The 24,649-nt window shown below is 61.1% G+C and carries 23 protein-coding genes and 4 pseudogenes; 17 read left to right on the forward strand and 10 right to left on the reverse strand.

The window, feature by feature from the left end; translation table 11 throughout:
- Positions 1 to 21: 21 nt before the first annotated feature.
- The 6 genes from E1J61_RS25505 to E1J61_RS25535 all read left to right on the forward strand — a co-directional run bounded on the left by E1J61_RS25505 (position 22) and on the right by E1J61_RS25535 (position 8,556).
- Positions 22 to 1,818 carry a right-handed parallel beta-helix repeat-containing protein gene (locus E1J61_RS25505; protein ID WP_133096746.1) on the forward strand — a complete coding sequence of 599 codons (1,797 nt, stop codon included), beginning with the start codon at positions 22 to 24 and terminating at the stop codon, positions 1,816 to 1,818.
- A gap of 741 nt (positions 1,819 to 2,559) precedes the next feature.
- On the forward strand, positions 2,560 to 3,555 hold the full coding sequence (locus tag E1J61_RS25515; RefSeq protein ID WP_133096747.1) for a GlxA family transcriptional regulator: 996 nt from the start codon (positions 2,560 to 2,562) through the stop codon (positions 3,553 to 3,555).
- A gap of 180 nt (positions 3,556 to 3,735) precedes the next feature.
- Positions 3,736 to 5,115, forward strand: a complete 1,380-nt coding sequence (locus tag E1J61_RS25520) for an undecaprenyl-phosphate glucose phosphotransferase (protein WP_133096748.1) — start codon at positions 3,736 to 3,738, stop codon at positions 5,113 to 5,115.
- A gap of 39 nt (positions 5,116 to 5,154) precedes the next feature.
- A complete protein-coding gene (locus tag E1J61_RS25525) occupies positions 5,155 to 6,342 on the forward strand; it encodes a glycosyltransferase (RefSeq protein ID WP_243736973.1) in 1,188 nt (395 codons plus the stop codon).
- 14 nt (positions 6,343 to 6,356) lie between these two features.
- Entirely contained in the window at positions 6,357 to 7,394 is a 1,038-nt protein-coding gene (locus E1J61_RS25530; protein ID WP_133096749.1) for an NAD(P)-dependent oxidoreductase, read from the forward strand.
- 220 nt (positions 7,395 to 7,614) lie between these two features.
- Complete coding sequence (locus tag E1J61_RS25535; RefSeq protein WP_133096750.1) at positions 7,615 to 8,556, forward strand: glycosyltransferase; 942 nt, start codon at positions 7,615 to 7,617, stop codon at positions 8,554 to 8,556.
- A 6-nt stretch (positions 8,557 to 8,562) separates the two neighbouring features.
- Here E1J61_RS25535 and E1J61_RS25540 read toward each other — a convergent pair whose 3' ends face one another.
- The 4 genes from E1J61_RS25540 to E1J61_RS25555 all read right to left on the reverse strand — a co-directional run bounded on the left by E1J61_RS25540 (position 8,563) and on the right by E1J61_RS25555 (position 13,685).
- On the reverse strand, positions 8,563 to 9,576 hold the full coding sequence (locus E1J61_RS25540; protein ID WP_133096751.1) for a hypothetical protein: 1,014 nt from the start codon (positions 9,574 to 9,576) through the stop codon (positions 8,563 to 8,565).
- Between the two features lie 138 nt (positions 9,577 to 9,714).
- Complete coding sequence (locus tag E1J61_RS25545; protein ID WP_133096752.1) at positions 9,715 to 11,037, reverse strand: lipopolysaccharide biosynthesis protein; 1,323 nt, start codon at positions 11,035 to 11,037, stop codon at positions 9,715 to 9,717.
- Positions 10,979 to 13,219 carry a polysaccharide biosynthesis tyrosine autokinase gene (locus E1J61_RS25550; protein WP_133096753.1) on the reverse strand — a complete coding sequence of 747 codons (2,241 nt, stop codon included), beginning with the start codon at positions 13,217 to 13,219 and terminating at the stop codon, positions 10,979 to 10,981. The genes E1J61_RS25545 and E1J61_RS25550 overlap by 59 nt, the downstream gene beginning before the upstream one ends.
- Positions 13,220 to 13,247: 28 nt before the next feature.
- Positions 13,248 to 13,685, reverse strand: coding sequence for a low molecular weight protein-tyrosine-phosphatase (locus E1J61_RS25555; RefSeq protein WP_133096754.1), 438 nt, complete (start codon positions 13,683 to 13,685; stop codon positions 13,248 to 13,250).
- 202 nt (positions 13,686 to 13,887) lie between these two features.
- On the opposite strand from E1J61_RS25555, the gene E1J61_RS25560 reads away from it, so the two are divergent.
- The 3 genes from E1J61_RS25560 to E1J61_RS37500 are packed head-to-tail and all read left to right on the forward strand — an operon-like array spanning position 13,888 to position 16,582.
- A complete protein-coding gene (locus E1J61_RS25560; protein ID WP_133096755.1) occupies positions 13,888 to 14,067 on the forward strand; it encodes a hypothetical protein in 180 nt (59 codons plus the stop codon).
- 48 nt (positions 14,068 to 14,115) lie between these two features.
- Positions 14,116 to 16,086, forward strand: coding sequence for an RICIN domain-containing protein (locus E1J61_RS25565; RefSeq protein WP_133096756.1), 1,971 nt, complete (start codon positions 14,116 to 14,118; stop codon positions 16,084 to 16,086).
- Positions 16,087 to 16,099: 13 nt separating this feature from the next.
- A complete protein-coding gene (locus E1J61_RS37500) occupies positions 16,100 to 16,582 on the forward strand; it encodes a hypothetical protein (protein ID WP_165971539.1) in 483 nt (160 codons plus the stop codon).
- 250 nt (positions 16,583 to 16,832) lie between these two features.
- On the opposite strand, the gene E1J61_RS25580 is transcribed toward E1J61_RS37500, so the two are convergent.
- Entirely contained in the window at positions 16,833 to 17,045 is a 213-nt protein-coding gene (locus tag E1J61_RS25580) for a galactose oxidase-like domain-containing protein (protein ID WP_133096757.1), read from the reverse strand.
- A gap of 94 nt (positions 17,046 to 17,139) precedes the next feature.
- Positions 17,140 to 17,727 (reverse strand): SCO family protein, encoded by a 588-nt coding sequence (locus E1J61_RS25585; RefSeq protein ID WP_133096758.1) that lies wholly within the window; start codon positions 17,725 to 17,727, stop codon positions 17,140 to 17,142.
- A gap of 210 nt (positions 17,728 to 17,937) precedes the next feature.
- Here E1J61_RS25585 and E1J61_RS37880 point away from each other — a divergent pair.
- The 8 genes and pseudogenes from E1J61_RS37880 to E1J61_RS25625 all read left to right on the forward strand — a co-directional run.
- Positions 17,938 to 18,060 (forward strand): annotated as a pseudogene (locus E1J61_RS37880) (IS5/IS1182 family transposase); the annotation flags it as partial.
- A gap of 294 nt (positions 18,061 to 18,354) precedes the next feature.
- Entirely contained in the window at positions 18,355 to 19,155 is an 801-nt protein-coding gene (locus tag E1J61_RS25600; protein WP_133096760.1) for a Crp/Fnr family transcriptional regulator, read from the forward strand.
- Positions 19,152 to 19,439 carry a hypothetical protein gene (locus E1J61_RS25605; protein ID WP_133096761.1) on the forward strand — a complete coding sequence of 96 codons (288 nt, stop codon included), beginning with the start codon at positions 19,152 to 19,154 and terminating at the stop codon, positions 19,437 to 19,439. The genes E1J61_RS25600 and E1J61_RS25605 overlap by 4 nt, the downstream gene beginning before the upstream one ends.
- Positions 19,436 to 19,882, forward strand: a complete 447-nt coding sequence (locus E1J61_RS25610) for a hypothetical protein (RefSeq protein WP_133096762.1) — start codon at positions 19,436 to 19,438, stop codon at positions 19,880 to 19,882. The genes E1J61_RS25605 and E1J61_RS25610 overlap by 4 nt, the downstream gene beginning before the upstream one ends.
- A complete protein-coding gene (gene galE, locus E1J61_RS25615; protein WP_133096792.1) occupies positions 19,875 to 20,894 on the forward strand; it encodes a UDP-glucose 4-epimerase GalE in 1,020 nt (339 codons plus the stop codon). Before E1J61_RS25610 ends, galE begins: the two co-directional genes overlap by 8 nt.
- 212 nt (positions 20,895 to 21,106) lie before the next feature.
- Positions 21,107 to 21,244: pseudogene (locus tag E1J61_RS37505) on the forward strand (IS110 family transposase); the annotation flags it as partial.
- 67 nt (positions 21,245 to 21,311) lie between these two features.
- Positions 21,312 to 21,836 (forward strand): annotated as a pseudogene (locus E1J61_RS38910) (DUF4158 domain-containing protein); the annotation flags it as partial.
- 315 nt (positions 21,837 to 22,151) lie between these two features.
- Complete coding sequence (locus E1J61_RS25625; RefSeq protein ID WP_371704745.1) at positions 22,152 to 22,796, forward strand: lecithin retinol acyltransferase family protein; 645 nt, start codon at positions 22,152 to 22,154, stop codon at positions 22,794 to 22,796.
- A 234-nt stretch (positions 22,797 to 23,030) separates the two neighbouring features.
- Here E1J61_RS25625 and E1J61_RS25630 read toward each other — a convergent pair.
- From E1J61_RS25630 to E1J61_RS37895, 4 genes and pseudogenes are all read right to left on the reverse strand, one after another.
- Positions 23,031 to 23,236, reverse strand: a pseudogene (locus tag E1J61_RS25630) (ISKra4 family transposase); the annotation flags it as partial.
- A 188-nt stretch (positions 23,237 to 23,424) separates the two neighbouring features.
- Positions 23,425 to 23,691 (reverse strand): DUF4148 domain-containing protein, encoded by a 267-nt coding sequence (locus tag E1J61_RS25635; protein ID WP_133096763.1) that lies wholly within the window; start codon positions 23,689 to 23,691, stop codon positions 23,425 to 23,427.
- 322 nt (positions 23,692 to 24,013) lie between these two features.
- The gene (locus tag E1J61_RS37890) at positions 24,014 to 24,301 is read right to left on the reverse strand and encodes a helix-turn-helix domain-containing protein (RefSeq protein WP_207951253.1); all 288 of its coding nucleotides are present in this window, start codon (positions 24,299 to 24,301) and stop codon (positions 24,014 to 24,016) included.
- A 9-nt stretch (positions 24,302 to 24,310) separates the two neighbouring features.
- Positions 24,311 to 24,460 (reverse strand): hypothetical protein, encoded by a 150-nt coding sequence (locus tag E1J61_RS37895; RefSeq protein WP_167884636.1) that lies wholly within the window; start codon positions 24,458 to 24,460, stop codon positions 24,311 to 24,313.
- Positions 24,461 to 24,649 lie beyond the last annotated feature (189 nt).

The following is a 24,649-nucleotide window of genomic DNA, read 5'->3' on the forward strand; positions in this document are numbered from 1 at the left end:
CATCGCCCGCGGAGCAAGGACATGAGCAGGCTGAGACGGAATCTGCTGGCCGGACTGGCCACCACCGCAGGCGCCGCGCTGGCGAACCCATTCTCCCCCCCGGTCCTGGCGGCAAGCGTGCCGGATGGCCGCAAGCCCGAATCTCCGAGCGTGCTCGATTTCATGTCCCCCGCGATGCGGCAGGACGCCCTGTCCGGCGCCCCAATGCTCGATCACACCCGCGCCATCCAGGCCGCGCTCGACAGCGGCGCCGCGGAGCTGGCCGTTCCCGGGGGGTGCACCTTCAACCTGACCGGGCCGCTGACCGTAGGCAGGAAAACCCGCATCTGCGGCGCGGGCGAACTGCGATTTTCGGCCGGCATTGCCACCATGGCCGCCATTACCGTCAAGGCGGATGGCTGCGAATTCGACGGCATCGTGCTCACCAATCCAAACCGGCTCCAGGCGCCGGCAGGTGGCCGCAATACCGGCATTCTGTTCCGCGCCGACCTGGGCACGGTCACGCGCTCGACCATCCGCGGTTTCCAGAATGGCATCACGGTCGAGTCGGAGGGCGAATACCACGACTTCATCATCGCCAACAACCGCATTCTCGATTGCATTGGCGCGGGGGGCGGCCCGGGCGATTCCACCTCCGGAACCGGCGAGGACCGGGGCGACGGCATCACGATCTGGGGCTGTGCGGCGACCATCACCGGCAACCTTGTCACGGCCATGGCGGGCCAGGATTGCCGGATCGGCATTCATGTGGAAGGGCTGGCTCACTATCACAACGGCGCGTCGCCGAGGCAGGACAATCTCTGCACCATTGTCGGCAACATCGTGCTGGGGCCCTTCCGGCGCAGTATCGTGACGGAGAACCTGAACAACGCATCCATCGCCGGCAACACCTGCGAAGGCGCCACATGGTGGGGCATCGCGGTGGCACGCTCGCTTGCCTGCTCCATCACCGCCAACACCGTGAAACTGGATCGCGCCAGCACCGACAAGAGCGGCGCCAGCTGGAGCCCCATCCATGCGGGCATCGCAGTGTACGGTGGCGCCGTGCAGTGCGTGATTTCCGGCAATACCGTGGACCTGACCCAGGGGCATGCCGCAGCGGCAATTTTGCTGCAGGGGCTGCAGACCGACACGGTGGTGGTGGGCAAGCAGGCGTGCATCGCCGATGGCACCAGGCGCGTACGGCTCGCCGCGCCGAATCCCACGATTCAGGTCGGCCAGCTCTTGACCGGAGGCGGGGTGCCGGCGCAAACCTATGTCGCGAACATCGATGGCACCACGCTGCTGGCAAGCAAGCCCATCGCGGCGGGTTCGCCAATGTTGACGGTCACATGGCACGACCGCGGCCAGGGCATTGCCGTCACCGACAACAGCATCCTGTGCAATGCGGCGATTGAGACGATCGGCATCTGGGCGCAATACCAGGACCACCCGACCATCAGCGGGAACAACATCCGCTATATGGGCAAGGTCGGCATCAGCTGCCATGACGTGGCCGACCCGGTCATCAATGGCAACACCGTGCTTGGCCTGAATGGCACCAAGAGCGGCATCGACCTGGCCTGGAGCAGGACCGCCGCCGTCGTCGTGAACAATGTCGTAGCCGGATTCGACGCACCGGGCGCATACGGCATCAATGTGGTCAACCGGACTGGCGGGGTCGTCTCGGGCAACTTCGTGCGCGACTGCGCCACGAACATCCACCTGTACGGCTGCACCGGCATGTCGGTGACGGGAAACAGTTCGGTCAGCTGCGCCAGCCACTACACGGCCGGCAACGGCTCGGGCATGATGCTGGCCAATAACGCCAGCCTCTGACGCCCGCGGCTGGCCGTGCCGCTGCGGCGAGGCGTCCTTTCAGTTCCCTTCCGATCCGAGCGCTTGACGAACTCCGGCGTGAAGCGTTGGACCCAGCGCATGATCGTCGTATGCGCAGGTACCAAGATGAGTTCGCGGTCGCAGTGCCGCCCGTTGAACGACCAGTCGATATCTCTGAGCGTACTCATTGCAGGCTCGCGCTCGTCAAAAATCCGAGCTTACCCACCGGCCCCTACGATTTGCACCAGAGCCTCCCCTGCTACCCGGGCTGCAGTTGCTCGACACCAGCGACGCACCTGCGCAGCGCGAAACAAATTGAAGGGGAATTATTCTCATAAAAATATGCGTTTCCTGTTTCATTCCTGAAACAGCGGCAAAAAATGACTTCTATTGGTGAACAAATCTTTGAATAAATATTCGGCATGCACCGAATCGTTTAGTTATGTGGATTTCCAAACATTCATTTTGGTGCGTGGCATGCTGCGTTGCAGCGCAGCCTCTATAGTGCCCAATAAGGAGTTCTTCCCAATGCTTGCACCAAGGTGATCACCAATTATCTTAAGGCATATTTTCTTTGGTTACAGGCACTTGCATCGCATTTTTAGAATTTTTTGCATTCCTTCCGCCAAGATCTCGTCAGTATCAGACAGGGCGCACTCCGACGATTGCAGAGTGGCTACGCTGCAATGCAGCACGACAAAGTCCGCTGCGGAAGCGATCAGTAATAATGGGGTAATCAAAATGACGGACGCGCAATTAGCACCAGCCTCCATAAACTGGTTCTCCACCTCCACCGATCGTTTCAAATGCAGCGCCAGGCGCGTCGGTATTCTGTTATTCGACGGTTTTTCCCTATTGGGCGCCGGCCTGGTGGCCGAGCTCTTCCACACGGCCAACAAGGTCTCGTCTCCCGCCAGCGGCAAGAAGCTGGCCTACGATGTCTGCTTCATCTCCGTCGATGGCGGCAGCATCGCCTGCTCGGCCTCGGTGCGGGTCTGGACCGACGGCCTCGATGCGCGCCAGCAGCCAGGCTTCGATCTCCTGTTTATCGCCGGCGGCGATGGCGCGCGCACCGCGGCCGCCGACGAGCGGCTGCTGCGCTGGCTGCGCGCGGTCCATCCGAAGACCGCCGCGGTCAAGCCGATCGCAGAGGGGCGCGCCGTGCTGATCGCGGCCGGCATCCTCAAGCCGATGGAGCCGCCGCACGGCGCCACCGTCCATCCGCTGCGAGCCGCCGAGGCCGCCGAGGCCGCCAGCGACCAGTACGAGCCGATGAAAGGCGCGTTGACGGTGATCAAGCGCGATCTCGGCCTGGACGTGGCGCGCGCCGTGGCCGCGCGGGTCATGCCGACCTGGAGTGCCAAGCTGATGCCGCCGCTGGCGGATGTGGGCATGACCAGTGCGGCTGACAAGATTCTCGCCGCCGCGCGCTGGCTGCAGAACCACTGCGAGCAGTCGATCTCCATCGCCGATGCGGCCCAGGTCGCCGCCATGAGCGAGCGCAATTTCCTGCGCCGCTTCAAGGTGGAAATGGGCGTGACGCCGTCCGACTACCTACTGCAGGCGCGGCTCGACTCCGCCTGTGGCCTGCTGGCCGAAACCGACCTGCCGGTCGACAAGGTGGCGCGCCGCTGCGGCATGGGCAACGGCGATCGCCTTGCCAAGATCTTCCGCAAACGCATGTCGATCTCTCCCACCGTGTTCCGCCAGCGCAGCAAGAGCCAGGCCGACGGCTGACGGCTGACGGCATGGGCGGCACGCGGCGCGCCAGCGCCGCTGCCTCGCGCACGGGGCAAGCCGGGGACGGCATTGAAGACGACCTCGTGCGCGTGGACCGATACCTACGGGGCTGCGCCTGAGCGGTGGGATGGCAGGGGTCGGTGGCGGTACGGCTTTGGGAAAGACGGGAGAGGCGAAATGCTCAAGCTCGAGGGGTTGCTGGCGCGCGTGCTCGACGTCGCGCTGGTCTTTGCCGGGGCCGCGCTGGCCTCGCAGATACGCTTCGACGAAGCGACGCAGGGCGGCTTCTACGAAGTGGTCATCGCGCTGGCGGCCGCGTTCACGCTGGCGCTGTTTCCCGCCTTCGGCATCTATGCGTCCTGGCGCGACCGCTCCATGCTCGGGCTGGCCGGGCAAGTCGCGCTGGCCTGGCTGCTGGTGCAGTTGTGCGGCGTGATGGTGATGTTCTCGCTGCACCGCGCCGACCTGATCTCGCGCCTGTGGTTTACTTACTGGACCGCCACTACCGGCGGCCTGCTGATCCTGTCGCGGCTCGCCACCCACCTCGTGCTCGGCCATGTGCGCAGCGCGGGCATGAACCTGCACCATGTGGCGGTAGTCGGCAGCGGCGCGCATTGCGACGCCGTGATCCGGCGTGTCGCCTCGTCGCGGGCCTCGGGCTTCCGCGTGGCGGCCGCCTTCAATGTGGCGCCCGGCGTTGGCGGCCTCAACGCAAAGGTGCCCACTTTCGAGGACCGCGCCGCCTTTCACCGATATCTGCGCACCCAGCAGATCCACGAGCTGTGGCTGGCGCTGCCGCTGTCGCAGGAACCCGCCATCCTCGATTTCGTGCGGGAATACCGCGATGAGCTGATCAATATCCGCTTCATGCCCGACCTGCGCAGCGTGGCGCTGTTCGACGCCGGCATGATCGACCTGATCGGCATGCACGCGATCAACCTGGTGGCCTCACCGATCTCGCCGAATGCGCTGATGCAGAAGGACATCTTCGACCGCCTGTTCGCCGCGGCGGTGCTGCTCGGCCTGGCGCCGCTGCTGCTGGCCATAGCCGTGGCGGTCAAGCTGTCGTCGCGCGGGCCGGTGCTGTTCAAGCAGAAGCGCAAGGGCGCCGACGGCCGGGTCTTCACCATCTACAAGTTCCGTTCCATGCGCGCGCACACCGAGCCGACCGGCGTGCTCACGCAGGCCACCCGCAACGACCCGCGCATCACGCGGGTGGGCGCCTTCCTGCGGCGCACCAGCCTGGACGAGCTGCCGCAGTTCTTCAATGTGCTGCGCGGCGACATGTCGGTGGTGGGGCCGCGCCCGCACGCCATCGAGCACGACGACCAGTACCAGAAGATCGTGGCCGGCTATATCCACCGCTACCGCATCAAGCCCGGCATTACCGGCTGGGCGCAGGTGAACGGCTACCGCGGCGAGACCGACCGCATTGAAAAAATGGAAGGCCGCATTGCCTACGACCTCTACTACCTCAGTAACTGGTCCTTTGCGCTGGACCTGCGCATCATCGCCGCGACCATCTTCAAAGGGTTGAGGCAAAGCAACGCGTACTGAAACCGAAGCTTGCGTTTCTCGAACGGGAAGGTTCACGCCATGCTTACAAAACTCGATACCCAATGCGCCGAGGCCGCCACGGCGCAATCGCCGGTCACGTTCTGCGCAGCTGCTCTTGATCAGTCCTTCCCCATGAAGATCACGCACTTGATTGAGTCAACAGCGACAGGAACGCTGGCGATGGTTTGTCTCGCCGCCAACCACTTTGCGGCCCGCGGGCACAAGATAAGCGTTGTTTATTCCCAGCGGCCTGAAACTCCATCCAACCTCGCCGGCCTGTTTCATCGCGATGTGGCACTCCATGCGTTACCGATGGGCCCCAAAGACCTGCCTGTCAGCCTGATTGAAGTTCGCCGCAAGCTGAAGGAACTCAACCCGGATGTGCTTCACATGCATTCTTCGTTTGCTGGATTCGTCGGTCGCATGGCCACACTAGGTTGGCGGTCTGACCTGAGAGCGCTGTATAGCCCGCATTGCATCTCCTTCATGAGAACCGACATCTCGCGCACCCGGAGGCGAATCTTCACCTTGCTCGAAGCCGTTGCGGCACGGGGTCGGGCTAGCTATGTGGCTTGCTCCCGCAGTGAGGCACAGGCCATCGAACGCTCACTGGGACGGCCCGCCATCCTGCTCGAGAACGCCGTCGACGTGGACTTCTTCGCCCCGTCCAAGTGGGAGGCTTCAACCAGCGCTATGAGGTCCGGCGCACGATTCACAGTTGTGACTGCCGGCGGCATCCGGCGGCAGAAGGGCTTCGAACTGTTCGCCGAGATCGCGCGGCGGCTGTCAGGCCAGGGATTCGACTTTCTGTGGATCGGTGACGGTGACACAGCCAACAAGGCCGTGCTCATCGATGCCGGCGTTCGCGTGTCAGGATGGCGTACTCGCCAGGACGTACGTGACATCCTCCACGCCGCGCACACTTATCTCTCTACCGCCGCCTGGGAGGGGATGCCCATATCTGTGATCGAAGCCATGGCTGCCGGCCTCCCCGTCCTGGCCAGTCGCTGTGCCGGCAACGTAGATGTCATTGACGATGGCATCAATGGCCTTCTGTTCTCGGTGGCTGACGAGGCCGTGAGCTGTCTTGAGCGCTTACGCGGAGATTCTTCCCTGCACACCGATCTTGCGAGCGGGGGGCAGCAGGCGGCCCGGCAGCGCTTTGCGCAGGGCAGGTTTCTGGATGAGCTTGAGCAGATATATATCGGACCTTCCAAGCCCCACTAGTGTGGGAGTTCACTATGGACGAAATCTCGAATGGCAATTGCGCTGTCATCTTCGGCGGCAACGGCTTTATCGGTGCATTCCTGGCAGAAAGTCTCGGACGGAGCGGCCGATATCGCAAAATCTATCTGTTCGATCACGAGGCTATTGAGACCAAGCATAACCGCTTCCGACTCGATATGGTCCGGTCCACCCCAGGCGCGACCGAGGTGCTGGGTGACGTGCGTCAGCCGATCAAGTGGATGCCGCAAGAGAAAGTTGATTTTGTCGCCAATCTCGCCGCAGTACATCGCGAACCGGGTCATCTGATCCACGAGTACTACGAGACGAATATCCTTGGCGCAGAGCACGTCTGCGAATGGGCGAGTCGCGCAAATGCGAGGAGCATTGCCTTCACTAGCTCGATCGCGCCATACGGGCTAAGCGATGAGAAGCGCGACGAGAGCTCATTGCCGGTTCCCACCTCGGCCTACGGCGGCTCCAAGCTGGTAGCCGAGAAGATCCATCTCGCTTGGCTCAATGAAGATCGAGCACGGCGGGTGCTGACGATCGCGCGTCCTGGCGTCGTATTTGGCCCAGGAGAAGGCGGCAATGTGTCCCGACTGATTCAAGCCGTTATGCGCCGATACTTCTTCTACATGGGCAACAAGAATACGCGCAAGGCCGGAGTCTATGTCAAGGAACTGGTCGATGCGCTTCTCTGGGTGCACCAGCAGCAGATCGAGAAGCAGGATCCTTATGTCTTGTTCAACATGTCCATGGAGCCGGCACCGTCTATTCGCGACTACGTCGACGCAGTTTGCGATACGGCCGGCATCAAGCGCCACGTTCCGGAGGTTCCCTTCTCACTTCTGCTGTTCGCATCCCATAGTATCAGTCTGGTTGCTCGTCTGGTCGGGATGAGACAACTGTTCAGCCCGGTACGGGTACGCAAACTGGTGCAGCCCAACTATATCGTTCCCAGCTATCTCCTGTCGTCGGACTACTCCTTCAAATACAACCTGACCAGCGCATTCCGCGATTGGCAGGCCCTGTGTCCGGACGACTGGAAATGACTACTGCCGACACCACAATGCAAATTGACATTGCAGTGCTTCAACCGGCAGCCGCTTGTGGTGATCGGCGGCTTGAACGTCAGGGAGGATTCAGAGCAGGTGCTATTGCTCAGATCTTCCCTCATGAACACCGCCACTCTCGACCTGACTCCCTTCACCACTGCTGCTCCTCAGGCGCGGAGCGGCAATTGCACATTGGCTGTACTCCTTCCTCTCGACCATGAAGAAATCAGTTTTCATCTTGCACCCGGGAAAGGCCCACTATCCCGAGGTTCCCGCCTATTCCAGCCACCTTGCAGACTGGGGCTTCCACGTCGGTTCAGGCACCCTGGATGACCTGGCGTACCTTCCGGACCGACTGAACACAATCCTCTGGGCCCTCATGGGCTTCTACCACCAGGCCATACCAGCAGCATGTGCTATCCATGACTATCGCTCCCTTTCGGTCGGCAGACTCGCCCAGCTCAAGGATCTTGCCAAGCGCTACCTCAACACCAAACCGGACCTGCGCATATTCCAGAACGATCGGCAACGAGAGTTAATGCGCTTCAATGACGGAATTCCTTCAATCCTCCTGCCGATGGGAGTTCCGAACTGGATCTTCGGGCCCGAATTCTCGGCACCGCAGGCCGGGGACCTCGTGGCGGATTTTTGCTATGTAGGGGACATGAGCCGGGAGCGTCATTTCGACATGGTGCTTAAGGCGTTCGAACGACGCTTCGCCAAGAGTGGGCGCAAGCTGCTGTTAATAGGCCAGCCGGAGCCACAGCTCCATGCGCAGTTCCGCTCCGTACCTGGCATCCACTTTGCCGGCAGACTTCCTCAGCCGGATGCCCTGAAGCTCGTCGCCAGGTCACGCGCGGCGATCTGCTACTTCCCGTATCACCGTCCACACTGCTACCAGACACCAACCAAACTATTGGAGTATGCAGCACTCGGAAAACCGGTCATCTGCAACGACGCCCCCGCCAATCTTGAATGCTGCAAACAACTGAGCATAGAAAGCATTGTCACCGGCGCGGATATCTTCGGCTCGCTTACCGGCGAGCAGATAGATCACGCCAAACCAAATGACCGGGAGCGCTTCAAGGAACTGACCTGGCAGACGGTCATCAATCAATCAGGCGTCCGTGCCTTTCTTCATCCACACGCTATATACTGATCCTCATTAGCTTCCATCTCGGGATGCCAGGCAGCAAAACAAGATCAACGGAGAAATCGCTGATAGATGGCGAAGGAAGGAACCGTAGTCCGGCTCGAAGATTGCCTGCACACAAAGGAAACTAATAACGAATGACAACATTTGCCTGTGTTCGACCGAGCAATTTGGTGGCATCTTGAGAATTCGACGCCAGGACGCGGAAAGCATGTGGAAAGTCAACAAAAGTCCCACGCCACCAACAACTTGCGACGCACTACCCGACAACAGCAGCGGAACCGGCACGACGAACGTAGCCAGAATAATGACAACGTTCACAATATCAAAAATAAACCCGCGGAACGGAAGTGGCGACTCAATTAACGACGCCACTTCAGTCGCCGATCTCCACTCGTTTCCCACTTCCCGCCCTAACGGCAGCCCGCCGCCGAGATATTTCTGAAATACCACGGAAAGCACCGCATACCAAAGCAGGATCAGCAATATCAATCTGAGCGGTCGCAACGCTTTCACCCCCAGCACGTACAGTGACAACCACCCAGCAATAATAATTGCCCAATACCCCCTAAAATAAAGCGCAAAGGAAACGGCCAACACCAAAAACATCAGAACGCGCGCCATCTTACCCTTGCAGCACAGCGCAATTCCAACAATAGCCAGCACTACAATTTCTTTGGATGGCAACCCCGCATACACGACCGCAGTAACCATCCAGAACACCAGCACCAGCCACTCCACAACCTTCAGTTCGCGAACCCCAGCTGCTCGAATGGAAAGAATGAAAGCAGATAACGAGACCAAACAGCCAAGAACAGAGAGCGAAAAGGTATCCAAGCCAGCCGTTCTGTAGAGCCAGGCAAAATTATCAAAGGAATCACCAAACACGACTGGCGACTGGTGTTGCGCCATGCGTTCAAGCAGCACATCCTTATCAAGCATGAAGCGCGCAGGCAATAGTGATTCATGCCAGATCGCGGCACCGAGAAGCAATCCGGAAATCAGAAGCCACAGACTCAGGGACATGCCCGCACTTAATCTTCTGCGACTGCCAATTTTAAATTTCGCTACTCGCATCGAATGTTCACCATAGGCAACGCCATCGACCGTACGAACGGGCTTTCCCCGGATCCACTCGCCAGGAGCTCAGAAGGCACATCGCCATCAGCTTGCGATCCCGCTCCTCGCCAGCCGGAGCGCAGCCAGCACGCCCAGAACAGCAAACACCGTAGTTGACAAACTCAATAGGGATGCGGTCATCTTTGGTTGAAAATTTCCTTGCCACGCGCTGGCGAATATAAGCAGTACTGCCACCGCAGATGCGAGCTGCAACAGAAATTCGTGGCGTTGATTCCGGAATACGATAAATACCTGTGAGATCGGCCCAAAGACAGTGGCGGCGACGAAGGATGGAGCGAGTATCGTAAAAAATTGAATTACTTCGTTCCATTTTCCTCCCAACGCTTGTCTCACCAGCATATCGATGCCTATATAGATTGCCCCGATGGAAAGCAACGCAACCAAGCTCATTATCCCCAGGTACTCGCTTACCTTCTTGAATGCCGGCTTCGAGTAGTTGTTGTCAAGCAGATCTCGACGCAAGACTGCCCCTATACTTTGCGTGAAGAGTGCTACCGGGAACATCCCGACCCGATACCCCAATGCGAATATTCCAGCAATCTCCTTGCCATAGATCACGGGAATACAGATCGGCATCGCATAGATGATGCATGAGTTCAACAAAATTGCCGGAAATCCGTACTTCGCGAACCCATAATTTTCCCTGAAAAATCTGATCCCCATGCCGGCACGGGGGATATTCTTAAACGCCACAAACCAGGGAATCGATGTAACCGTAATCAATGCAGCCATCAGCGCGTGTAATTCAAAAACATGCGGCTCGATTCTTTCATTAAAACCAATACCGCAGGAAATAATCAAGAATACCAAAAATACAAGATTTGGCATCAATCGTACGAGAGCCATGCCAAGGTATCTCTCACCGGTGTTGAGTACAAAACCCAGCGCGTTTTGCAAGAATACGGAAAACGCCATTGCAATCACTGCAAGCGCCACCCCGCCATAGATGGGGGCGGCAATGGAAATTAACAGAACCGATAGCAAAGCCGCCAAGGCGCAGGCATGAATGAATGCGCTCATAGCAGATTCCGACTGGCGCGAGACGCAGGCCAGCTCATAACGGAGGCCAATGCCGGAACCGATAAACAGTGCTATCGCCACCAGAAAACTGTATCGCCCCAGATTAGCGGGGCCAAAATTCTTGCCAATCAAGAACATCACCCCGAAATTTGCGAGCTGACCGCCAATCACGCCCGCCATGGCGATCAGAGAATTACGGATTCTCGGGCTTTTCTTTTCGGGTTCCATTGCCGTGGCTGTACCCGTTTGAAGTTCTGCCGTGGTCATGCTATTTCGACCTTCCGTCAATTGCCCCATCGGCGAAGTATGCATGTCGATAGCGCTCATATTTATTGCCATAGCCATATCGGAACGCCATCGGATCCAGCGCGTTAAATATTACGCCTTTCACCTCTGCATTCGCATGCCGAAATTGATTCCCGGATTCGGCTAAGTCTTCTATTGTTGTTTTCCCGAACCGGGAAACCAGGAACACAGTGCCGCATTGCGCAGCGAGGATGACCGCATCTGTCACCGCCAGCACCGGCGGCGTATCGACCAGCACAAGGTCATAGCGACCGCTGACCGCATCCAGCAGCTGCAGGATGCGCTCGCTCAACAAGAGGTCGGCAGGATTTGGCGGGACGGTTCCGGCGGAAATCAGATCTACCCCTTCCACCACCTCCCGATGGATGACTTGTTCTATCCCTGCAGAACCGGCCAGCACATCCGATAGGCCAGGCTCCCGAGCCTTGCCGAAATGCCGGTTCAGGCAGCCCTTGCGCATATCTGCGTCCATCAACAGTACGCGTTTGCCGCCCCCCGCGATGACCGCCGCCAGATTGGCAGACACAAACGACTTTCCCACACCCGGGGTCGGGCCGCCAACAAGAACGCGGTTGTTGCCAGCATCGAGCATGGCAAACTGCAGAGCGGTACGCAGGCTGCGCAAGCTTTCGATAGCGGGATCGTTGGGACAGCGACTGGCCAAGAGGCGGTTGCCGCGCTTGCTGGAATGGAACTCTTCGGCAATTGCCTTCTGCGCTTGCGATAGCACCACGGTGGCGTAGACATTCAGCCCCGTATGCCGCTCGATGTCCTTTGGATCCTTGATGCCACCATGAAGTGCATTGCGGACGAAGGCCGCCACCACGCCTAAGGTCACGCCGAGTACTGCAGCCAGTGCGAGAACTATCACCCTTCTCGGCTTGACGGATTCTTCCGGCACGCGCGCTGTATCGACAAGGCGCACATTGCCCACCTTGCCAGCCTTCACCAATCTAAGTTGCTGCATACTATTGAGCAACCCCACATACAACTCGTTGTTGACTTTCACATCACGCATCAGGCGCAGAGTGTCCTGCTCCATGTTAGGCAGGGCTTTAATACGGTTGGTCACGCTGCCAACCTTGGCGCTGAGCGAAGCAATCTGCTGGTCGATGACGACTATCGCCGGGTGGCTCGGCGTGAAGCGGTTCACCAGTTCGGTTCGCTTTTGCTTGAGCTCCTGCAACCGCGCTTCGACGGCCGCACTCTCCTGCAGATAGGCCTTGCCTTCTTCGCTCAGGTCGAAAGTGCCCCGCTTGTTGCGCATGGCGTTGTAGCTTGCTTCGGTGCGTTCCAGCTCACTCTTGAGTTGCGGGAGCAAGTCGCTCAGGAACACGAGCGATTTCTCTGCCTCGGCGGCCTTGCGCTTGACGTTCTGCGCTACGTATTCTTCACCGATCTCGTTAAGGATGCGGGCAGTCAGCTTGGGATCGGAGCCCTCCAGCGATGCGCCGATGACGCCACTTTGCTTGCCACGCTCCGCGATAACGAGATGGCGCTGCAACTCCTGCAGCGTCTTGAGTCTGGACTTGCGCACGAGAATGAATTCAGCGCCGGGGTTGGCTTTAAGCTCCGTTACCTCCAACTCGATGACACCGGCCGATTGTTCCACCTTCAACGCTTCGCCAACGCGGCCTTCGATCGGCTTGTCGAGATCACCCTGCTCGATGCGGAAGCTTTCATTGCCAAGCGCCAGCAGGGTGAAGGCCTTTCCTTCCAGTTCGGCAGGTACGTCGAAAATGGCTACCTGGATCGCCTCACTACCCCACACGTATCCACCGAACCCTCGCAGACCGGGCGCGGAAAGACGTTTATTCCTGCTTGCCAGCCAGTTTCCGATCAGGGGGAAGTATTTTGGATGCGCCTCGATATAGAGGTGCAAGCTTTCCACCGCCTTGTCCACCACCATGCGCGAGTGCAGGATTTCAATCTCGGCAGCAGCCTCAGCCTTCACATCGAACAGGTTTGAGACATCGCCCAGCAAGTTCTTCGCATTGTTGGGACTGTCTTCGACTTGTATCAGGATGTCGGCTTGATAGACTGGGCGAGCCAACAAGGCATAGGCGGCACCGAGCGCAAGCACCATGGCAGCGATCGCGAGGATCAACCAGCGGTTTGCGGTCAGGACGTCCAGGTATCGGACGAGATTGATTTCGTCGTCCTGCGGCGCCGCTACGGAGAAATAAGGAGGGCGTTGGGTCATTGCGATACCTTGATGCAAGCAACACGGTTTAGCCGAGCGCCTGGATGCGACGCACCCAGGCGCCAATGCCCTGCTGGATCAGTTGGAACGCCTGCTCAAATACCTGGCGCGGTTCGCGATAGGGGTCTGGAATATCCACGTTGCTTTCCTCGCCCAGGCGGAAGACCTTGCCAGATATTTGCGGATAGAGGCACTGGACATCGCCCTTCTGGTCGTTGTTCATTACCAGGATGAGATCAGCCTGAACCGCGAGCAAACGGGTGAGTTGCTGGGCTCGATGCGTGGAGATATTGACACCTCGTTCCGCGAGCAAGCCCACGGCAATGGGGTCCGGCGGCTCGCCAACCAAGGCGCCGAGACCAGCCGACTGCGCGGACAACCCGGGCAAGGCCTCGCGCAGCAGCCCTTCTGCCATGGGACTGCGGCAGATATTGCCGTTGCAGACGACCAATACCGAGCGAATCATCTCAGGAACCCCGCATGGTGGTTCGTCGTGAGCCACAACTTACCGTACGCGCATCGCCGGCAATCGCCATCGCCTAGCTGCTTTCGGCCAGCCGCCGGCCGGTGGCTCGCGGCATCGTGCGGCAGCGCACACGATCCGTTGATATCCGCCATGGCCGGCACGCAGATTGGCGTTTGGCGCGCAACGGACAATGCTAGTGTTTATGCATCCAGCAGTCTTGCAGACCCCGGGAAGCGCCACGTCTGAGCCAACCGTACATATTGTCGAGCCTGACTTCACCGGCCACCGCCAGCGCTATGTCGAGTGGGCGGTGCAGGCGCTTACCGAAGCCGGCCGGCGCTGCCTGGTGGCCACCGACGGTAGAGCGCTGGGCCGGGCTTGACCAGGCCCGTGCCGCCGCCCTGGCAAGGAACCACCACCACTCATTGCCATGAACCCCTCTCCCCGACGATTTGCCGGATTCAAGACGGCACGGCTGCCTGGCTGCATCGGCCCCGTTTGCATGGTCTTGGCGCTGTCCGGGCCAGCGGTGGCGCAATCGCCCGGTGCCGCGCTCAGCTCGCTGCGCCTCAGTGGAACCACCTTGTGTGCCGATGTCACAGGAATTTCGCAGGAAGACGCAGCGGCAGTGATTGTCTGGGCGTGCAATGGCCAGGCAAACCAGATTTGGGCGCTCAGGCTGGACGGCACCCAGTATGAGTCCGTCGCCCAGCACAGCGGAAAATGCCTGGACATCTTCGGCATCAGCACTGCCCCGGGCGCTCCGGCGATTCAATGGGCCTGCCACGCGGGCGCGAACCAGCGCTTCACGCTGCGTGAGCAGAGCACGGGCTACGCGATCGTAGCCGCGCATAGCGGCAAATGTCTCGTCGCAGAGGGGGGCGGGAATCCGCAGGCAGGCCAGGCAGTCGTGCAGATGCCGTGCGACGGCACCACCAGCCAAGCCTGGACAATCGATGGCCTGGGCAGCCAGCCCCCGCAGGCCAACACCCTGCCGTCAAAGTGGACGGCGCCACAGACGCTTCCGATGGTACCGGTCGCGGCGGCCAACCTTCCCAGCGGCAAGGTACTCGTGTGGTCCTCCTATGACCGCTTCAATTTCGGCGGCGACGGTGGCCAGACCTATACCGCCATTTTTGACCCTGCCACCGGAAGTTCCACCGAAACGCTTGTCAGCAACACTGGCCACGACATGTTCTGTCCGGGCATTGCGAATCTTCCCGATGGGCGGATCTTGGTCAATGGCGGTTCCAGCGAAACAAAGACTAGCATCTTCGACCCCGCCACGTCCTCGTGGTCCGCGGGCCCGCTGATGACACGTGGCCGCGGATACAACAGCAGCGTCACGCTAACCAATGGCGGCGTATTTACCCTGGGTGGGTCGTGGAGTACCACCACGGGTAACAAGGATGCCGAAACCTGGCTCCCGGGTGCTGGCTGGCAGTTCAACGCTGCAGTGTTGGACGACTACTTCCTCACCGGTGATATTGCCGGCCCTTATCGTGCGGATAACCATGCCTGGCTGTTCGCCGTGTCCAATGGCCGTGTATTTCACGCAGGCCCGAGCCGGCGCATGAACTGGGTCGAGACTGCCGGCAACGGCAGTGTTACCTGGGCCGGCGAGCGCGGCGGGGACGCCGATGCCATGAACGGCAACGCAGTCATGTATGACATCGGCAAGATCCTCACCATAGGAGGCGCGCCGAATTACGATTATGTTTGGGCAAGCGCGAACGCCAATCTCATCGATATCAACGGTGGCATCGCCACGGTGCGCCAGATCGCCTCAATGGCGTATGCACGGGCTTTCCATAACAGCGTGGTACTTCCAAACGGCCAGGTTGTCGTGCTCGGCGGCCAGACCTACCCGATGCCGTTCTCCGATGACCGTGCCGTGCTCACCCCTGAGCTTTGGGATCCCGCCACCGAGAAGTTCCGGCCGCTGGCGCCGATGGCCACGCCGCGCACTTACCACAGCGTGGCCCTGCTGTTGCCCGACGGGCGGGTATTGAGCGGCGGCGGCGGCCTTTGCGGCGGCTGCTCGACCAACCATCCCAACGTCGAGATCCTGACGCCGCCCTACCTGCTGAATGCGGACGGCTCGGAAGCATCGCGGCCCGCCATTGTCTCGGCACCGTCGGAGGCCAGCCTCGGTACTTCTATCGCTGTCACCACCAGTAGCGCCGTGAGCAAGTTCTCGCTGGTTCGCCTGGCATCGGCAACGCACTCGGTGAACAACGAGCAGCGCCGGGTCCCGGTGAGCTTCACCGTCGGTACGGCGGGCGAATACCTGATCAATGTCCCGTCCGATCCCGGCATCGCCCTCCCCGGCTATTACATGCTTTTTGCCTTGAATGCGAATGGAGTGCCGAGCATCGCCAGGACGCTGCGCATTCGCTGATGGACTGCGCAATATGCACAAACGAGGCTGGTTCGCCGCCTTCAGTCTGGCGCTGGCCGCCGAATGGAGACGCGCGGCCTTCCACGGCGAGTCCGCGCTCACCGCGGATTTGCGGGGTGACACCCGCCCGCTGCGATTTGAGCGCGGGTTGCTGCCGGATTGGCCGGGAGCCAGACAGAAACGCGTCGTGCGCTCAGGCCCGCGTGCGACACCCACGCTCACGCGTGGGCTGATGGCTGATTTCAGCCCGGTTGCTAACGCGGGCGCTTGCTTTGACGAACACCGCCTGCGCGTCACTCGGCGCAAGCCCGATTACTGGGTCAGGAGAAAGGTCCACAACGCCGTGCACTCGTCATCCGACAACACGTACTGCGGCATCGACTTCGCCAGCATCACTGTCGCCGGATCGATACTGGTGGCGAGTACCCTGCAGAACGCGTCCCGGTCATACCGCGTGGCTGGCCCTCCTCGACGGGGAATCGCACCAAGCAAATAGCCAGCCGTCAACTGCGGGGCAAATGCAGGTGCCCCGCTCGATGGCGTGTGGCAGCTGGCGCACCGCTTTGCGATTGCTGGCAGCGGGCGGGCATCACCCCGCAAATGCGCAGCAACGTCCAAATTCCCTTGAAAGATGGCTTGCCCCAGCTCGGCGACCGGGCTGGCATCCGCAGCCGCCGTCGCGCTGGCGGCGACCAACGCCAGGCCTAAGGCCGCATACAAACGACGTACGCACATCGCCGAAATCATCAGTGAACGCGCAACGTCTTTGCGACGCTCAGCACGCCCTGCTTGTTGAGAGCAAACAGCAGGTAATAGCCGGGGACGACGATGCCGGGATTGGACGGGACATTGATCAGGTATTCGCCCGCCGTACCGACGGTGCGGCTCACTGGAACCCGGCGTAGCTCGTTGTTCAACGAAAGCCGAATGAGAGAAAACGCAGTGACGGAGCTATTCATGGTCACAGCGAAGGAAATACCCGGCGTTGGGAAGCAGGAGTCATGACAGTTGGTGGTTGTGGTTTGGTGCTGTCTTGCCTGGGGACCACAGCAGTCAAGCTTGGGCCAGATGCGCCAGAACGCGCAGGACTTCTTCCGCCCGTGGCAAGGGGGTGCTGCGCCAGCACAGTTGCGCAGCCTCGTTGAAGAAATAAACTTGCGTGGAATGGCTCTCCATGCCCGGGCGCGATGCGCCGCCGGCGAGCGCCGCCCTGATCTGCTCTACCTCGCCAACGGGCGACGTCACGGCATGCCAGGCTGGGCCGGCGTCGAATCGCTTGAGCCATGCGCGCAACGCGGCCGGGGAATCGGAAAGCGGATCGATGCTGAGCGACAACAACTGAACTGGATAGCGTGAACGCAGTTGAGCTATCCCCTCCTGGGCCGCGCCAAATATCGCGCCCTGTAGCGGGCAAACCGAACTGCAGCCTGTGAAGATTGTCTGCACCGCGGAAACGCCGCCAGACAGGACCTTTTGCAGGCGCCGCCTTCGGCCGGCCTCGTCGATGACCCAGATGTCGGGAATAGGCAGTGGTGGCTTGACCGGACCGATGCCGACGTGCGCGTATATGTCGCGAGACGCGACAGCGAAGGTGCTTGCGAAAATGCCCCGAAGCCACGCACGCCGGGTCCATGACGTCATGCTATTACGCCTCCAAGCACAAGTTTTTCATCGGCTCGCTGGTATAGGACACTGGCGCTGCTAGACAGGAACCAGGCCAAGCCTTTCCCCGGCAGGGGAATTGCGATTCCCAGAGCGCGATGTCGAAGTCAATTAATCATAAAAGAAGGCTGCGACTTTTCAAGCGACGCCATCTGTGCGGAGTCGCTCACAGAATGCCGATCTGTCTGGACCAAAGCTCATGCACTGCTGCATGGCGAGGAAAGCGATGTGTTCAGTGATGCCGGATACCAAGGCGTTGAAAGGCGCGGTGAGGCGCAAGACATCGCGCTCAACTGGCATGTTGCGAGGCGCGCCTGGCTGCCGTTGGCGGCATATTGGCGCACACAGGCGAAAGCCACATAGGAAGATGCAGGACAAGGCATTCGCCCCCAAAACCGGCAACTAGGGAGAAGGGATGCTTATTGATACCAGAAGGGTTGAGCAGGATAGCGTGCTGCACACGACGGTCTGCATCATCGGCGCGGGGTTGGCGGGCATCACGCTGGCCCTGGAGATGCAGCAGCCGGGCATCGACGCCGGTGTGCCGGAGAGCGGTAGCTGTACTGGCCCGGCACGTTCGCACGGCGCCGCACGGAGGATGCAAAAATGGAAGATCGGGGTTCGGGTGTGCCGGGTTCGCACGTCAATCACCTGCTGGGCGCCTTGCCGGGCAAGGAGTGGCAGGCCATATCGCCTCACCTTGAGCTGATACGGATGCTTCCCGGGCAGTTGGTAAGCGACGTGGGGCAATGCATCCATCATATTTATTTCCCGACCACGGCCGTGGTCTCGATGCTGGTCCAACTGGAAGACGGCGCGAGCATGGAAGTCGCCATGATCGGCCATGAAGGCCTGATCGGGATCCCGGTACTGACCGGCGGCGGCTCCATGCCATACCGGGTGGAAGTCCGCAGCGCGGGTCTTGGCTACCAGCTGCCAGCCGACACGTTCAGGCAGGCGTTCATTCAGTCGGCTGCGATCCGGCGCGTCTCCTTGCTCTATCTGCACGCCGTGCTTACGCACGTCGCACAGACCGCTTTTTGCATTCGCCACCACTCTGTCACCGAGCAACTGTGCCGCTGGCTATTGCTCGCCACCGACCGGCGGCGGGCGAACGCGCTTGCGATCACCCAGCAGTCGATCGCCGAACGGCTCGGCGTGCGGCGCGAAGGGGTGACGGCGGCGGTGGGAAGGCTGGCAGAGCTAGGCTTGATCCAGCATAGCCGTGGCCGCATCGCGGTGCTTGACCGCGGCGGCCTGGAACTGTGTGCCTGCGGCTGCTACCGGCTGGTGCGTCACGAGTACGAGCGGCTGTTCCCGGCCGCTACGCCGGAGCCCGCGCGCGCCGAGGAGAGCGAGGCGCGCTTCCGCCCTGCCGCATCCCTTCATCCGGGGGGCTGCCTGTGAATACCTTTGTCCGATCCGATCAGCCGGCCGCGCACAGGCTGCTTGCGCTGGACAAGGTGGCGGAGGCGCTCAGGCGGCTCGGCCAGGCCCGCGCCAATGTGGTGGGGGGCGTGCCCAATGGCGTGCAACTGCGCCGAAGCAAACCGGGAGTGCCGCGCGGACACGAGCGAGTACTTGCGCGTGCAGGCCGGCTCCAGCTGGTCGCTGCCGGCGCAAACCACGCGGTGATCGGGCCGCGGTACACGGCAAGCCAGATCTTGAATCGGGCCGGAGGGTTTTCATGACACGTCGCATGGCCTGGGGCATGCCATTCCTGTTCGCGCTCGCCTTGCTGGTGGGCACCCAGATCCCGGGGGCCTGGCGCGACAGCATCGAGCGCAACCTGCATGCGCCGTTTCCGCTATCGTCGCTGGCGCACCTGGTGCTGTTCGCCGCGATGGCCTGGCAGCTTGCCGCGCGGCCGTTTGCCTGGCGGGCGTCGCGCATTGTGCTGGCCCTGCTGGGACTGGCCTTGCTGAGCGAGGGGCTGCAGGTATTCGCGATCAGCCGGCACCCACGCTGGCTCGATATCGGCATCGACCTGGCAGGCGTGCTGCTTGGCCTGGGCTTGTCCGCGGGGTTGTCCGCGGGGTTGTCTGGATATCGCGCCCACCGCGCAAATGGCCGGCTCAATCGGTCCAACCAGGGCTCCAACCATGGCTCCAACCAGCCCCCCCGCCATCTCTGAAGCCCTGCTGCTGACCGGCGCCACCGGTTATATCGCCTCGCATACCTGGGTAGCGCTGCTCGAAGCGGGCTACCAGGTGATCGGGCTCGACAATCTGTGCAACAGCAACGGCGTGGTGGTCGAGCGGATTGCGGCCATTACCGGCAAAACCCCGCATTTCGTCGAGGGCGATGTGCGCGACCGCGCCTTGCTGGAGCAGGTGTTCGCCAGCCACCGGATTGCCGGCGCGATTCATTTCGCCGCGCTCAAGGCGGTGGGCGTTTCGGTGGCACAGCCGCTGGCCTATTACGACAACAACCTGAACGGCCTGCTGACGCTGTGCTCGGCCATGCAGGCGGCAGGGGTCAGGCAACTGGTGTTCAGTTCCTCGGCCACCGTCTATGGCAACCCGCACAGCGTGCCGATCCTGGAGGATTTCCCGCTCTCGGCCACCAATCCCTATGGCCAGACCAAGCTGATGGGCGAGCAGATCCTGCGCGACCTGGAGCGCTCCGACCCGTCCTGGCGCATTGCCTACCTGCGTTACTTCAACCCGGTCGGCGCGCACGAAAGCGGCCTGATCGGCGAGGACCCGGGCGGCGTGCCGAACAACCTGATGCCCTATGTGGCGCAGGTGGCGGCCGGCCGGCGCGCACAGCTGATGGTGTTTGGCGGCGACTATCACACCATCGACGGCACCGGGGTGCGCGACTATATCCATGTGTGTGACCTGGCCGACGGCCACCTGGCGGCGCTGGTCTACCTGCGCGAGCGTGGTCAGGGCCTGACGGTCAATCTCGGCACCGGCCGGGGCTATAGCGTGCTGGAGGTGGTGGCAGCCTACGAGCGCGCCAGCGGGCGAGCGGTGCCCTACCAGATCGTGGCGCGCCGGCCCGGCGACATCGCCGCCTGCTATGCCGATCCGGGCCTGGCGCAGCAACTGATCGGCTGGCGCGCGCGCCACGATCTTGACCGCATGTGCGTGGATTCGTGGCGCTGGCAGTCGATGAACCCGGATGGCCTCGCGTCCTGAGGGCGCTCTATCCTCCATCCCCATCCCTGTTTGCAGGGGACGCGCGCCACAGTGATGGCCTACCGGTCGGCGACCTTGATTCGAAGTTGTGCTTACTTGAAGGTCGGCCGGAATTCATGAATATGTGACGCCTCACATATGGCAGAGGATTTTTTCCCGGCGCCTCCCTTCGGGGGACACTGTCGGCCTAACCTGACACGTGGAGGTTCATCATGGAAATCGACATCCTCGGCATCGATCTCGCCAAACATGTGTTCCAGCTCCATGGCGCCGACCGCGGCGGACGGCCTGTGCATCGAGCGATGGTCTCGCGTGGCTTGCTCCTGGAGGTTGTGCGCACACTAAAGCCGGGGATGTAAGGACAGGATGCGCGGATCTCATCAAGGCTGCGGGCATGCTTCGGCAAGAGCCCACCAGGCAAGCCGCTCCCGGCATCAGAAGTTGCTACGCGGGTATCTCCACATTCGACCGGTCGAAGCCAACACGCTGAAATGGCGAAGCGCTCGCAACCGAGGCGTCGCACACCAAGGTCGAATTGCCCGACATTATCAACGTGCTGATCGAAGAGCTGATCCGGCTACGGTGCGAGCTGCCGCCATTAGCCAGCTTCACCGAATGGCCACCGAGGCCCGCAGCCGGTGCAATGAAGCCATCTATCGTGCCATTGCTGACGCGCTCGACGACTCGCAGATCGCTCGGATTGACGCGTTGTTTGACGGTCAGGGCGAGCAATCCGGTTGGGACCAGCTCAAGCGCGAGCCTAAGCGCCCCGCCGCACGCGAAATCGCAAGCTTCCTCAAACACATCCAGACCCTGCGAAGCCTGGCCGACGGTCTCCCGCAGGCACCAGCATTGCTTTCCGTGTCCAAACGCACGCAACTGGTGACGGAGGCCCGGGCGCTTGACATTGCTGAGCTCAAGTCGCTAGGGCCATTCTACCGAAGGCTTACTGCAACACAGCCACGCAAGGGGCAAGGCCACCTCTCGCGAGGAAGCTGCTCGTCGGCAGCGGAACGGTTCACGCTCGCCGTCTGATCCCCGCGCATTGGCTGGATGGAAAGCGTTGCCCTTGCCGCCCGCAAGTACCGCTGCGCCGAAACCGCTAGAGTCGCCCACGCCGCGGTTGCCGCCGTCCGTGGGCGTCGTGAAGAAAATTTGAGGTTTGTGCGACGCAAGCGTGACCCCTGTTTCTCATACTGCAGCACAGAGACAGCTACCCCTCCTGTCCATCCAAATCTGATGTCGGGGGTATGAATCATGAAGAGAGAACAGATCAGCCGCAGTGCCAATGCAACCATGCTCGCGCTGTGCATCGCCGACGCTGCCACGCAGGTACTTGCCGCGCTAGGCGACGGCGAGCAAGCAATGAAGGGTAGCGAGGCAGGCTGGCAGGCGCCGGTCGCGCAGTGCGAAGCGGCAGGCGAGCCGCCGCTTGGCGCACACTTGGTCACGCAGCGTCGCGGCTACAGCCACCACGGCATATATGTGGGCAACGGCCGCGTGCTGCACTATGCGGGCCTTTGCCGTGGGCTGCACACGGGGCCTGTGGAAGAGCTGAGCCTAGAACACTTCGGCGCCGGCCACGGCATCGAGGTAAGAACCGAGTCGCTGCCGCGTTTTACCAGCGACCAAGTGGTCAGGCGGGCACGCTCGCGCTTGGGCGAGAACCGCTATCGCCTGCTGAGCAACAACTGCGAACATTTCTGTACCTGGTGCCTGTATGGCGAAGCCCGCAGCGAGCAGGTCCGCCAATGCGCCATCCACCCCATGCGCATACTCCGCGTGCTGAACTCCCTGCTCTCAGTTTGGTGGAACAGCCGGCCAGCCCATGCGCTGCTTGCAGCCGGCTTCAATGATCGCTCCTCCCTAGAGCATGACCTTTCCGGTGGCCTATTCGACTAAGCCGTTGATTAATAAAAATGTAGGGCCGTTGCGATACGCTGCCCCAATGTCGCCGACCCGCCGGTCGTTCATGGCGTCGTCGCGACCGACGCCCCGGGCCCATTCAGGCCTTGTTGCCGAAGCTAAGATCGGCGTCCAAGTCGCAGGCGGTTCGGCGCTGCGCCTGCTCGGCGACCACGAGCCGATCGGCGATCGCCACCGCCTCGGCTTGAGACCGCGCCAAACCGGGGCTGATTAAGCGGCAAAGCGGTGGTCGTTTTCATCGGCGATGGAGGGATACCACCGTTCAGAATGATCGGGGCTGGTCATTGAGCACGGCCGTACGGATCTGTAGCAGTGCGCTGCAGTTGCCAGGCCATCTGTTGCCGTTTGACGAATCGCTTGCTGATCACCTGGTTGACGGCCGATTCGACGAAACCCGATGCGGTTACGGTTCCGTTCAATATGATTTGCGCACTGCAGCTTAAGCAGTTGAGTAGACGATTCGGGATGACATTCCCGCGCAGGCGGGAATCCAGCGTCTTTTTAAAGTCACTGGGTTTTTGCCTTCGCGGGAACGACAGTGGTTATCTGAACGGCATCGCCCCGGGTGGCGCAGTTGCCGTGGGCACTCGTCATTCTTGCCGGATCAGCGTGCGGCGGCCTCTCTCTGGGCCGCCCGCAGGCTTTCATAGACGGCAAATCGCCGTTGATATTCCGCGCTGTTGACATCGGGGCCGCTATCGCCGTGCCAGTACTCGGCCAGGCCTGCGCGTGTCCAGGCTTCAAGGTCGGCACGCACTTCGGCGCGCGTCAGGGGAAGGGCCGCACCGCTGGCGTCGGCGGCATGTGCCGCGACAGCGAGCGTCGAGAAGAGCAGGGCAGCGGCGAGGGAAGAGATCGTGATGGGTTTCATGTTGGTCCAGGTCCTGTTTCCTAGGCATTAAGAGGGGTTGAGCCGGGCCGGCGCAAGCGCACTTCGACATTTTCATGACGGTCCACGACGGGTTTAGACTCGGACAGACTGATTGTCTGTCCTTGGTATGTAGTGTGCGCAACAGAACTCACGCCTTTATCCGTTAAAGATCAAATTTCCGTCACGGCGCACCATTGAGCGCCTATTTGTCCCCCGCTATCGGCTATCCATGCAGAAGCGATGAAGCTAGCCGCGTCACGCTCTGATGGTTAAAGCCGACACCCCATCGAGCAACTGGTCAAGCAGCAAACCGGTTACGCTGTCATGCGACGTAAGAGCGGGACGGTGGCAAGAACAGATTCGTGTTGTGGGCATCGCCATGCTCGATCGCGTGCGGATGGAAACGCTGCATCGGGGGGATGTCTGATCTGCTGGCGCCGCGCATCGGACCATGACGCGTCAGGCGGCGACACATGGCGTGGCCCACAAGCGGCGTTCCCGCGCCGCCCGTCGCTGCGCTACCCGGCACCGGGCGCTGCAGGTCGTTGCTGGCAAAGTAGAGAAGCAGCTGGAATTCCTTGGCAGTGAGGAAGATAGGCGCGCCGCGCACGGTTACTTCTCACTTGTCGATATCGATGTGCAAGGCCTTGACCTGCACCGTCCTGGGGCCATCGGATGGCGGGTTGGCCAGGGTGTCGACCAGCCGGAAGATCGCCTTGACCCGCGCGGTCAGCTCAAGGACGCTGAACGGCTTGTCCTGGCGCGACATGGCTTTACCTCATCTTGAAACATGTGGGATGTCGGCAAGACCGTCCTTGCATGCCCGATTTGCGGCCGGGGAGCCACTAGAACGCATTTCATGGATGGCAAGCCATTCGCCGGTTTCGCTGATGCCCCGGCCCGTCGACACCTGCGCACTCGTGATGGAAATTTGAAATTTGAGCGAAACAAGCGTGAG

The sequence above is a fragment of the Cupriavidus sp. L7L genome (assembly GCF_004353535.1).
Classification (GTDB): domain Bacteria; phylum Pseudomonadota; class Gammaproteobacteria; order Burkholderiales; family Burkholderiaceae; genus Cupriavidus; species Cupriavidus oxalaticus_A.

Bases quoted from the DNA above. Each gene is read 5' to 3' on its own strand.
- E1J61_RS25505 (WP_133096746.1), top strand. From the start codon at position 22: ATGAGCAGGCTGAGACGGAATCTGCTGGCCGGACTGGCCACCACCGCA.
- E1J61_RS25515 (WP_133096747.1), top strand. From the start codon at position 2,560: ATGACGGACGCGCAATTAGCACCAGCCTCCATAAACTGGTTCTCCACC.
- E1J61_RS25520 (WP_133096748.1), top strand. From the start codon at position 3,736: ATGCTCAAGCTCGAGGGGTTGCTGGCGCGCGTGCTCGACGTCGCGCTG.
- E1J61_RS25525 (WP_243736973.1), top strand. From the start codon at position 5,155: ATGCTTACAAAACTCGATACCCAATGCGCCGAGGCCGCCACGGCGCAA.
- E1J61_RS25530 (WP_133096749.1), top strand. From the start codon at position 6,357: ATGGACGAAATCTCGAATGGCAATTGCGCTGTCATCTTCGGCGGCAAC.
- E1J61_RS25535 (WP_133096750.1), top strand. From the start codon at position 7,615: ATGAAGAAATCAGTTTTCATCTTGCACCCGGGAAAGGCCCACTATCCC.
- E1J61_RS25540 (WP_133096751.1), bottom strand. From the start codon at position 9,576: ATGTCCCTGAGTCTGTGGCTTCTGATTTCCGGATTGCTTCTCGGTGCC.
- E1J61_RS25545 (WP_133096752.1), bottom strand. From the start codon at position 11,037: ATGAGCGCTATCGACATGCATACTTCGCCGATGGGGCAATTGACGGAA.
- E1J61_RS25550 (WP_133096753.1), bottom strand. From the start codon at position 13,219: ATGACCCAACGCCCTCCTTATTTCTCCGTAGCGGCGCCGCAGGACGAC.
- E1J61_RS25555 (WP_133096754.1), bottom strand. From the start codon at position 13,685: ATGATTCGCTCGGTATTGGTCGTCTGCAACGGCAATATCTGCCGCAGT.
- E1J61_RS25560 (WP_133096755.1), top strand. From the start codon at position 13,888: ATGCATCCAGCAGTCTTGCAGACCCCGGGAAGCGCCACGTCTGAGCCA.
- E1J61_RS25565 (WP_133096756.1), top strand. From the start codon at position 14,116: ATGAACCCCTCTCCCCGACGATTTGCCGGATTCAAGACGGCACGGCTG.
- E1J61_RS37500 (WP_165971539.1), top strand. From the start codon at position 16,100: ATGCACAAACGAGGCTGGTTCGCCGCCTTCAGTCTGGCGCTGGCCGCC.
- E1J61_RS25580 (WP_133096757.1), bottom strand. From the start codon at position 17,045: ATGAATAGCTCCGTCACTGCGTTTTCTCTCATTCGGCTTTCGTTGAAC.
- E1J61_RS25585 (WP_133096758.1), bottom strand. From the start codon at position 17,727: ATGACGTCATGGACCCGGCGTGCGTGGCTTCGGGGCATTTTCGCAAGC.
- E1J61_RS25600 (WP_133096760.1), top strand. From the start codon at position 18,355: ATGGAAGATCGGGGTTCGGGTGTGCCGGGTTCGCACGTCAATCACCTG.
- E1J61_RS25610 (WP_133096762.1), top strand. From the start codon at position 19,436: ATGACACGTCGCATGGCCTGGGGCATGCCATTCCTGTTCGCGCTCGCC.
- E1J61_RS25625 (WP_371704745.1), top strand. From the start codon at position 22,152: ATGAAGAGAGAACAGATCAGCCGCAGTGCCAATGCAACCATGCTCGCG.
- E1J61_RS25635 (WP_133096763.1), bottom strand. From the start codon at position 23,691: ATGAAACCCATCACGATCTCTTCCCTCGCCGCTGCCCTGCTCTTCTCG.
- E1J61_RS37895 (WP_167884636.1), bottom strand. From the start codon at position 24,460: ATGTCGCGCCAGGACAAGCCGTTCAGCGTCCTTGAGCTGACCGCGCGG.